Origin of the sequence: Streptomyces sp. NPDC017520 (assembly GCF_044329855.1) — a bacterium.
Taxonomy (GTDB): domain Bacteria; phylum Actinomycetota; class Actinomycetes; order Streptomycetales; family Streptomycetaceae; genus Streptomyces.
Genome location: NZ_JBIRKB010000028.1, coordinates 1 through 8,913, shown reverse-complemented (window position 1 = coordinate 8,913; position 8,913 = coordinate 1). Strand labels below are relative to the sequence as shown.

7 protein-coding genes and 1 pseudogene are annotated in these 8,913 nt (G+C 71.7%); 5 read left to right on the top strand and 3 right to left on the bottom strand.

Annotated features, from left to right (window positions below):
• The first annotated feature begins 49 nt into the window (after positions 1-49).
• From ACH4KB_RS36540 to ACH4KB_RS36530, 3 genes are read left to right on the top strand one after another with little or no spacing between them, the layout of a single operon-like run.
• Complete coding sequence (locus ACH4KB_RS36540) at positions 50-1,717, top strand: phytoene desaturase family protein (protein WP_398071250.1); 1,668 nt, start codon at positions 50-52, stop codon at positions 1,715-1,717.
• Positions 1,714-2,769, top strand: a complete 1,056-nt coding sequence (locus ACH4KB_RS36535) for an MDR family NADP-dependent oxidoreductase (protein ID WP_398071189.1) — start codon at positions 1,714-1,716, stop codon at positions 2,767-2,769. The genes ACH4KB_RS36540 and ACH4KB_RS36535 overlap by 4 nt, the downstream gene beginning before the upstream one ends.
• Before the next feature lie 49 nt (positions 2,770-2,818).
• Complete coding sequence (locus tag ACH4KB_RS36530; RefSeq protein ID WP_398071187.1) at positions 2,819-4,009, top strand: cytochrome P450; 1,191 nt, start codon at positions 2,819-2,821, stop codon at positions 4,007-4,009.
• A 142-nt stretch (positions 4,010-4,151) separates the two neighbouring features.
• On the opposite strand, the gene manD is transcribed toward ACH4KB_RS36530, so the two are convergent.
• The 3 genes and pseudogenes from manD to ACH4KB_RS36515 form a co-directional block, all read right to left on the bottom strand.
• Complete coding sequence (gene manD, locus ACH4KB_RS36525) at positions 4,152-5,366, bottom strand: D-mannonate dehydratase ManD (protein WP_398071185.1); 1,215 nt, start codon at positions 5,364-5,366, stop codon at positions 4,152-4,154.
• Positions 5,367-5,523: 157 nt separating this feature from the next.
• Positions 5,524-5,881 (bottom strand): annotated as a pseudogene (locus ACH4KB_RS36520) (sugar ABC transporter substrate-binding protein); the annotation flags it as partial.
• A 194-nt stretch (positions 5,882-6,075) separates the two neighbouring features.
• Positions 6,076-6,894, bottom strand: a complete 819-nt coding sequence (locus ACH4KB_RS36515) for a FadR/GntR family transcriptional regulator (RefSeq protein ID WP_398071183.1) — start codon at positions 6,892-6,894, stop codon at positions 6,076-6,078.
• Between the two features lie 279 nt (positions 6,895-7,173).
• On the opposite strand from ACH4KB_RS36515, the gene ACH4KB_RS36510 reads away from it, so the two are divergent.
• Positions 7,174-8,451 carry a pyroglutamyl peptidase gene (locus ACH4KB_RS36510; protein ID WP_398071182.1) on the top strand — a complete coding sequence of 426 codons (1,278 nt, stop codon included), beginning with the start codon at positions 7,174-7,176 and terminating at the stop codon, positions 8,449-8,451.
• A gap of 113 nt (positions 8,452-8,564) precedes the next feature.
• A complete protein-coding gene (locus ACH4KB_RS36505; RefSeq protein ID WP_398071180.1) occupies positions 8,565-8,699 on the top strand; it encodes a hypothetical protein in 135 nt (44 codons plus the stop codon).
• Positions 8,700-8,913: the final 214 nt, after the last annotated feature.

The following is an 8,913-nucleotide window of genomic DNA, read 5'->3' as shown; positions in this document are numbered from 1 at the left end:
GGACAGGAACGGACCCGGGGCCGGCGGCGCCCGCCGGCCCCGGGAGACGATGATCATCATCGGGGCCGGTCTCGGCGGGCTCTCCACCGGCTGCTACGCCCAGATGAACGGCTACCGCACCCGCATCCTGGAGATGCACGAGATCCCCGGCGGCTGCTGCACCGCCTGGGAGCGCGGCGGCTTCACGCTGGACGCCTGCGTCAGCTGGCTCCTCGGCAGCGGCCCCGGCAACGAGATGCACCAGATCTGGCTGGAGCTCGGCGCCCTCCAGGGCAAGGAGATCCGCCATTTCGACGTTTTCAACATCGTGCGCGGCACGGACGGCCGGGCCGTCCACTTCTACTCCGACCCCGACCGGCTCGAAGCCCACCTCATCGGCATCTCGCCCGCCGACGCCCGCCTCGTACGGAAGTTCTGCGCGCAACTGCGCAGCTTCCGCAAGGCGCTCGCGGTCTACCCCTTCCTCAAGCCCGTCGGACTGATGGGACGCCGGGAGCGCTGGCGGATGCTCGCCTCGTTCCTGCCGTACTTCAACTCCGTCCGCACCACGATCACCGTCCTGATGAGCGACTTCTCCAAGAAGTTCAAGGACCCCCTCCTGCGGGAGGCCTTCAACTTCATCCTGTACGAGAAGCACCCGGCCTTTCCCGTCCTCCCCTTCCACTTCCAGCTTGCCTCGCACGCCAACCTCTCCGCCGGAGTCCCCGAAGGCGGCTCCCTGGGCCTCGCCGAGTCGATCGAGGCCCGCTACCGCCGGCTCGGCGGCGAGGTCTCCTACAACACCAAGGTCGAGACGGTGATCGTCGAGGACGACCGGGCGGTGGGCGTCCGCCTCAGCGACGGTCGGGAACTGCGCGCCGACATCGTCGTGTCGGCCTGCGACGGCTACACCACGACCATGAAATTCCTTCAGGGCAAGTACCTGGGCGAGGACTACCGCAAGCTCTACACCGAGACCATCCACGAACCCGGCATGGTCTTCCCCGGTTACTTCACCCTCTTCCTCGGCCTCTCCCGCCCCTTCCCCGAGGGCGACCCCTGCACCACCTACCTCCTCGACGGGGCGACGGCCGCCGAACTGACCGGCATCCGCCACCCCAGCATCAACGTCCAGTTCCGCAGCCGCCATTACCCCGAACTGTCCCCGGACGGCACCACCGTCGTCTACGCCACCTACTTCTGCGACATCGCTCCCTGGCGCGCCCTGGACGAGGGCCCCGAACAGATCACCCGCGCCCGCGGCGGACAGGAGCTGCACACCCTGCCCGTACGGCACGGGCGCGGCTACTACGCGGCGAAGCGGCGGGCCCGCGAAACACTCGTGGGCTTCCTGGAGGAGCGCTACCCCGGCCTGCGGGACGCGATCGTCGTCCGTGACGTCTCCAGCCCCCTCACCCAGGTCCGCTATACCGGCAACTACGACGGCACCGTGCTGGGCTGGCAGCCCTTCGTGGAGAGCGGCGAGACCCTCGAAGAGCTGATCAAGAAGCACGGCCCGGGCCTCCCCGGGCTGCGCGACTTCTACCAGTCCGGCGTCTGGGCCACCACCGGCGGGCTCATCCGGGCCGCCGCCGCCGGACGCCACGTCATGCAGTTCGTCTGCCGCGACGACGACAAGCCCTTCACCGCCTCGCTCGACCTCACCGCACCACCACCGACCCACCGGGTCATCCCCGTGGCCGAACGCCCCGCCGCACCGACCGGGAGGAAACCATGAAGATCGCGAAATGGGTGGTCCGCGAACACGTCGAAGGAGTCCCCGACGTGGACCGCGTCTACGAGAAGGTCGTCGAGAACGTCGACGTCATCCTCGCCCCCGACGAGATGCTCCTGCGCACCCTGTACGTCTCCGTCGACCCCTACCTCCAGGGCATCGCCCTCGACACCCCGATCGGCCGGCACATGGGCGCCGACTCGATCATGGAGGTGGTGGAGGCCGGACCGCGCGCAGCCCACCGCGTCGGCGACCTCGTCCAGGGGTTCGGCGGCTGGCGCACCCATGTGATCAGCACCGGCGTCCCCGAACTCTGGCAGACCGGCACGTTCCCCATGGTCTTCCCCGCCTACCGCAGGCTCGACCCCCGGTGGTACGACGACGCCCTGCCGCTGCCGACCGCCCTCAGCGTGATGGGCGGCCCCGGCATGACCGCCTGGGGGACCCTGACCAAGTACATGACGATCAACCCGGGGGAGACCCTCGTCATCAGCGGGGCCTCCGGCTCGGTGGGCGCCCTCGTCGGACAGCTCGCCGCGCTCGCCGGCGCCCGGGTCGTCGGCACCACCTCGTCCCCTCAGAAGGCGGACTATCTCACCGGGCTCGGGTTCGACGCCGTGGTCGTCTACCGCCACGGGGACGCCGCGGAGACCGTCCGCGACGCGCTCGTCCGGGCCGCCCCCGACGGCGTCGACCGCTACTTCGACAACCTCGGCGGCGCGGTCACCGACGCCGTGTTCCCCCTGCTCAACATCGGCAGCCAGGTGGCGGTGTGCTGGCAGTGGGCGACGCAGGTCGGCAACGAGAGCACCGGACCCCGGCTCCTGCCCTACCTGATGTTCCCGCGCACCACCGTGCGCGGCATCTTCTCCCTGGAATGGTTCACCGAACAGAACTGGCAGGACCTCCACACCGACCTGGGAGGCCGCGTCCGGCGCGGCGAGGTCGTCTGCGACCACACCCTGCACCACGGCTTCGACGCCATCCCCGCCGCCTACGGAAGTCTCTACGCCGACCGGGCGGCCAACCGCGGCAAGGTACTCGTCGAACTCTGAGCGCACCCCTTTCCCCCGCTCGATCCAACGGTGCTGTCCAGGAGGAACGTTGACCACCACCGACCCCACGCATCAGGCCCCGGAACCGCTGCACCGCATGTTCTTCGAGGCGCCCGGGCCGCCCCGCCCCGCCGAGCTGCCGGGCGGCGACCCGGCCTGGCTGGTCAGCCGGTACGAGGACGTCCGCCAGGTGCTCTCGGACCCGCGGTTCGGCCGGTCGCAGCTGTACGCCCCCGACGCGCCCGCCCTCTCCGGCGTACCCGACCTCGTGAACGACCCCGACCTGATGTTCAACCAGGACGGTCCCGGCCATCTGCGGCTGCGCCGCACCCTGCGGCGCGCGTTCACCCCGAGGGCCGTGGCCCGCTGGCGGCCCTGGATCGCCGCGATAGTGGAGGAACTCCTCGACCGGCTGGAGGCCCGGCCTCAACCGGCGGACCTCGTCGCGGAGTTCGCCCTCCCGCTGCCGGCGGCGGTGATCAGCCGCCTCATGGGGCTCGACGAGTCCGCGTGGGGCCGGATGCGGTACTGGAGCGAGCATGCCTTCTCCGACGGAACCCACGAGGGCGAGCAGGTGGCAGCGGCCCTCAAGGAGTTCAGCGCGTTCGGCGCGCACCTCCTCACGGAGCGGCGCGGCACCCCGGGCGAGGACCTGATCAGCAGTCTGGTCGCGGCGGCGGACGAGGAAGGCGGTGTTCCCGAGGGCCAGTTGGTCACCCTGGTGTGCGGGCTGGTCGTCGGCGGGCACGACAGCACGATGACCATGCTCGGCAACGCGCTGCTCTATCTGCTGGGTGAACGCCGTGAGACCTGGCACCGCCTCGGCGCCGACGAGGAGGCCGCGGGCCGTCTCGTGGACCGCCTCGTCCACCTCGTCCCCCTGGGCGACGACCGGGGCAGCACCCGCCACGCCGCCGAGGACGTCGAGGTCGGCGGAGTGACCATTCCGGCGGGCGCGATCGTGCTCGCCGACTGCGGCATGGCCAACCGCGATCCGGAGGTCTTCCCGCCCGCCACCCTCCACGACCTGTTCGCCCCGTTGGAGGCCCCCACGCTCTCCTTCGGGGCCGGCCCCCACTACTGCCTCGGCGCCTGGCTGGCCGGCACCGAGCTCCAGCTCGCCCTGCACCGCCTGGCCGCCCGCTTCCCGGAGCTGCGCCTGGACGCCCCCGTCGACACGGTCGAGTGGCGGACCGGGACGACCTTCCGCAGTCCGCAGCGGCTCGGCGTCAGTTGGTAGGGCCCCGAGGACCCGTCGCGCCACCGTGATCTGCTCCCCGGCGGCCCTGGGCGGTGACCGGCGGCCAGGACGGGCGGCACGGGCGAAGGAATCGGCCTGTGCGCGCGGGGCCCGGCGCTCGCCGGGCCCCGCGCCGCCGGGTTCACCAGTCGTGGACGGTCCCGTCGTGGAGCCGGTTGACCGGCAGATACGCGGCCTCGTACGGGTGGGCGGCGGCCAGCTGCTCGTCGAGCTCCACGCCGATGCCGGGCGCCTCGCCCGGGTGCAGGTGCCCGTCGGTGAAGGTGTAGGCGTGTCGGAACACCGCGTCGGTGAGCGGGGTGTGGCCGGAATACTCCTGGATGCCGAAGTTGTGCACGGCGAAGTCCAGATGGACGGCGGCCGCCATCCCGACCGGGGAGATGTCCTCCGGGCCGTGGATCGCGCTTCTGATCTGGTACTGAGCGGCGAAGTCGAAAAGCTTGCGCAGCGGAGTGACCCCGCCGAAGTGGGTCACCGCCGAGCGCACGTAGTCGATCAACTGCTCGGTGATCAGGGCCTGGTAGTCGTACACCGTGTTGAACACCTCGCCGACGGCCAGCGGCGTGGTGGTGGACCGGCGCACCAGGCGCAGCGCCTCCTGGTTCTCGGCCGGGGTGCAGTCCTCCAGCCAGAACGGCCGGTAGGGCTCCAGGTCCTGGCCGAGCCGGGCGGCCTGGACCGGGGTGAGCCGGTGGTGGGCGTCGTGCAGCAGCGGCAGTTCGGCGCCGAACTCCGCGCGGACCGCCTCGAAGACGGCCGGCACATGGCGCAGATACGCGGCGGTGTCCCAGTCCTCCACCAGGGGGCGGGCCTGCTGGTGGAGGACCGGCGCGCCGGTGTCGTCGGTGTCGGAGACCCCGTACACCGCCTTGAGGCCGGGGATGCCGGACTGGATGCGGACGGCGGGGTAGCCCTCGGCGAGCCGGGCCCGTACGGAGTCGAGCAGCTCGGGTATGTCCCGGCCGTTGGCGTGGCCGTACGTTCCGATGCGCTCCCGGCTCGCACCGCCCAGGAGCTGGTAGAGCGGCAGCCCGGCGGCCTTCGCCTTGATGTCCCACAGCGCCACGTCCACGGCGGCGATGGCGGCCATGGTCACCGGGCCGCGCCGCCAGTACGCGCCCCGGTACAGCGACTGCCAGGTGTCCTCGACGCGGTGCGGGTCGAGCCCGATCAGCAGGGGCGTGACATGGTCGGCGAGATAGCTGACGACGGCCAGCTCCCGCCCGTTCAGGGTGGCGTCACCGAGGCCGGTGAGCCCCTCGTCGGTCGTCAGCTTCAGGGTGACGAAATTGCGGCCGGGGCTCGTGACGATGACCTTCGCGTCGACGATCTTCATGCGCGTGTGCTCTTTCCGCAGGTGGGGGAGTGAGGGTCGGGAGAAGGCGTTGCTGTCCAGGCTCCAGGAGGGAAGGTTGTGCGGCCCGGCGCCGGCCGCCTCCGGCCGTAGTACTCGTAGGCGGCGACGGCCTCGGCGCTGCCGATCCCGGACTTCCGGCGAGCCAGCGGTTGTGGCCCGAAGGGCAACTGCTCCTGGAGCGCGCGGACCATCATCACGTCCACGTCGGTGCCCGACGCGTTGAGCTCGACGCTGTAGTTGCCGGCGAGCTGATCGGCGGTGAGCAGCGTCATCGGGGCCCGCCGCCCGAGCAGCTTCTCGAACTCCGCGGTGCGGCGCTTGACCGCCTGGGGCCAGCCCTGGTTGATCGCCGTGATCCGTGAGGGCGCGCCGGCCGAGGGCCTGCCGCTCCCGCCCGGACAGGCGCTCAGCGCTCCTGCCCCGGTCGCCGTCGCGGCCCCTGCGGCGAGCCTGCCGAAGGCGCGCCGGCTCAGGGACTGGCTGGTCGGGGACATCCTCGTCCTCGTCTCTCTGCGGTACGTGTTGCCTGTCGGCCCCGGGAAACCAGGCTGGTCCGACCCGGTCCAACTGGTAGGACCAGTTGGTGTATGCGGGACCGTAACAGCACGGAAACCTCCCCGGCCAGACCCTGAAGCGAAGGTTCCACGGACCGGACGGATGAATTCCGCCCGGCATGCCCACGCGTCGGCTACCGCCTCGGAGGCGTCCGGCGGCCCTCGGCCTGATCGAGCAGCGTCTCGATGTGGTTGCGCGCCATCGTGTCGACCTGGACGTCGAGATCGGCCCCGTACGTCCGCAGGCCGAGCATCAGGTGCTCCCGCATCCGCGCGCAGGCCAGTTCCCCGTCCCGCGCCTCGACCGCCTCGAAGATCTCCGGGTGGTGCGGTACCCCGGCTTCGCCGATCGACGGATCGGAGTTCGAGCGGAGCATCATCTCGAACATCATCCCGCCGATCGACGACAGCATGATCCTCAGCACCGGGTTCTTGCCGGCCACCGCGATGGCCTCGTGGAAGTCCATGTCCGCCTGGGCCTTGACCACGACGTCCGTCGCCGACTCCAGGGCGTCCCGGGCGGCCCGCATCGCCGCGATGTCCTCGTCCGTGGCCCGCTCGGTCGCCAGCCGGACCATCTCGACCTCCAGCGGAATCCGCGCCTCGATGAGCTGCCGGACGGTGGGCCGGCCCGCCCGGTACAGCGCGTCGTACCCCCGGGCCTGCCCCGACGACTGCTCCCGGACGAAGGAGCCGCGTCCCGGGGCCACTTCGATCAGATGCTGGGCCTCCAGCCGCCGCAGCACCTCGCGCACGACGTTCCTGCTGGCGCCGAACTGGGCGGCGAGCTCCCGTTCGGAGGGGAGCTTGGTCCCGACAGCGATCGCGCCGGAACGGATGTCGTGCTCCAGCTCGCGGGCGATGCGCTCCGTCAGGAGCCCGCGCCGGGCGGGGTCCGCGACCGGACCCGGCCGCGCGGAACCCGACGGGGGAGAGGGGGCGGGCGGCTGCATGACCGCAGCGTACAGGCCGGTCGGGGCCGGGCGGGCAGCTCCGGCGCCGGCCCGGGAGCGAGGGGACGGCGCGCGCGGAGAAGGCCGGAACGGGCCCCGCGGACCGTCGGGACCCCCGCCGACCGTGGACGGCTCGCGGGGCGGGCGGCGCCCGCGAGGGGGCGGGCGTGTTCTGCGTACTCCGTCCCCTTCTTCACGGGCTCCACAGGTCCTGCCCTATGGCTTCGTCCCCGCCGGTGCCGCGATACTGCGACGAGCCGTTGACCCGAAAGGACCCACGTGACGCACCCATTCTCCGCGACCACCCGGCTCGGCCTCGGCGGCTTGGCGCTCCTGCTCGTCCTCGCGGGCCCCGCCCTGCCCGCCGTCGCGTTCCCGGCGGACGCCGCCGGCGCCCCCGTGACGGCGACCGTCGAGGAGCAGCGCCTCGATCGGACAGCGCCGCAGGAGATCCTGAGGCGCAGTGGATTCGACTCCTTCGCCCCGCGCTTCGAGCGTGCCCTGCGGGGCTCCGGCGGCTACGCGCAGGCCGAGCGAACGGTCACCCGCCACGCCTCGGCGCTGTGGCGGCGCGCCGTGGACCGAGCCCAGGGCCGAGGACCGGCCACGGGCGACTTGAGCCGGGGCGATGACCGTCCCCTGTACTGGGCCCGACTCGCGCTCAGCCGTGAACTCCGTTCGTGGGAACCCCGGTTCGGACTGAGCGACGAGCAGCGCAAGGCCTTGCACACCGCCCTGGAGACCTCCTCGCGCGGTCAGGACGACATCCGCTTCCCGGGCCACCGGGTGAAGCGGGTCCTCGTCACCGGCTTCGACCCGTTCACCCTGGACAGGGACGTCCGGATCAGCAACCCCTCGGGCGCGAGCGCGCTCGCCCTGGACGGCACCCTGGTACGGACCGAGGAGGGACCGGCCCGGATCGAGACGGTCGTCTTCCCGGTGCGCTGGGCGGACTTCGCGGCGGGAGCCGTCGAGCGGGCCCTCGCCCCGCAATTGCCCCGCCTGGACCTGTTCACCACCGTCAGCCAGGGCCGCCAGGGCCGCTTCGACGTGGAACGCACCAACGGTGCCTGGCGCGGCGGCTTCCCCGACAACGAGAACGCGGCGAGCACCGGGACCGTCCCCGTCGACGACCCCGGCTCGCAGCCGCAGTGGACGACGACCACGCTCCCGTACCGGCAGCTCACCGAAGCGGACACGGGCCGCTTCCCCGTGTACGACAACACCGAGGTCACCGAGATCCCGGCGGGCGGCAGCCAACCGGTGACCAGGCCGGACGGACCCACGCCCGGCTCGGCGTCGCGGGCCGGAGGCGGCGGCGACTACCTCTCCAACGAGATCGCCTACCGGGCCACCCTGCTGCGCGACCGGCTGGGGCTGCCCGACCTGCCGGGCGGTCATCTCCACACCCCGGTGCTGCGGTTCGGCGCGGAGAACACGGACCCGCGGACAGGCACGGTCACCGACCCGGACTTCGAGCGGAACCGGGAGGACATCGTCAGCCAGGTGAGGGAGTTGGTGAAGACGGCGGTGGGGAACCCCGCTTCACGCCCGTAGTCCCCGTCACTCGTAACCCGAGGAGATCTTCTGGAAGGCGGCGGCCGTCACAGGGCGGAGGTTGCGCGGGGAGCCCGAACGGCGCTGCCACCGGGCGGGCCCGCGTCCCCGACGTGATCGACCGTCACAGCGCCCTGTCCGTCCACGTCGACCGGACAGGGATCTTCGCTGCGGACGACCCGGGCGCCCGAGGCCTGGGCGAGGCCTTCGACGGCGAACAGAACAAGCTGGTCGTCCACGCCGTCTGAGCGGCTGCTCGACCGGCGTCGACCGGTTCAGTGACCCACGACGCCGGTCGAGGCTACGCGTTGGCCGGTGGGGCTCGGGCGGACGCCGGCCATGACCTCGACTTAGGCGCTGTTTCTCAGATCATGTTCTGAGCCAGATGACGAGGGCTGCGAGCGTGACGGTACCGAGGTAGATGTAAGCGCGCTTCTCGTAGCGGGTAGCGACGGCCCGGAA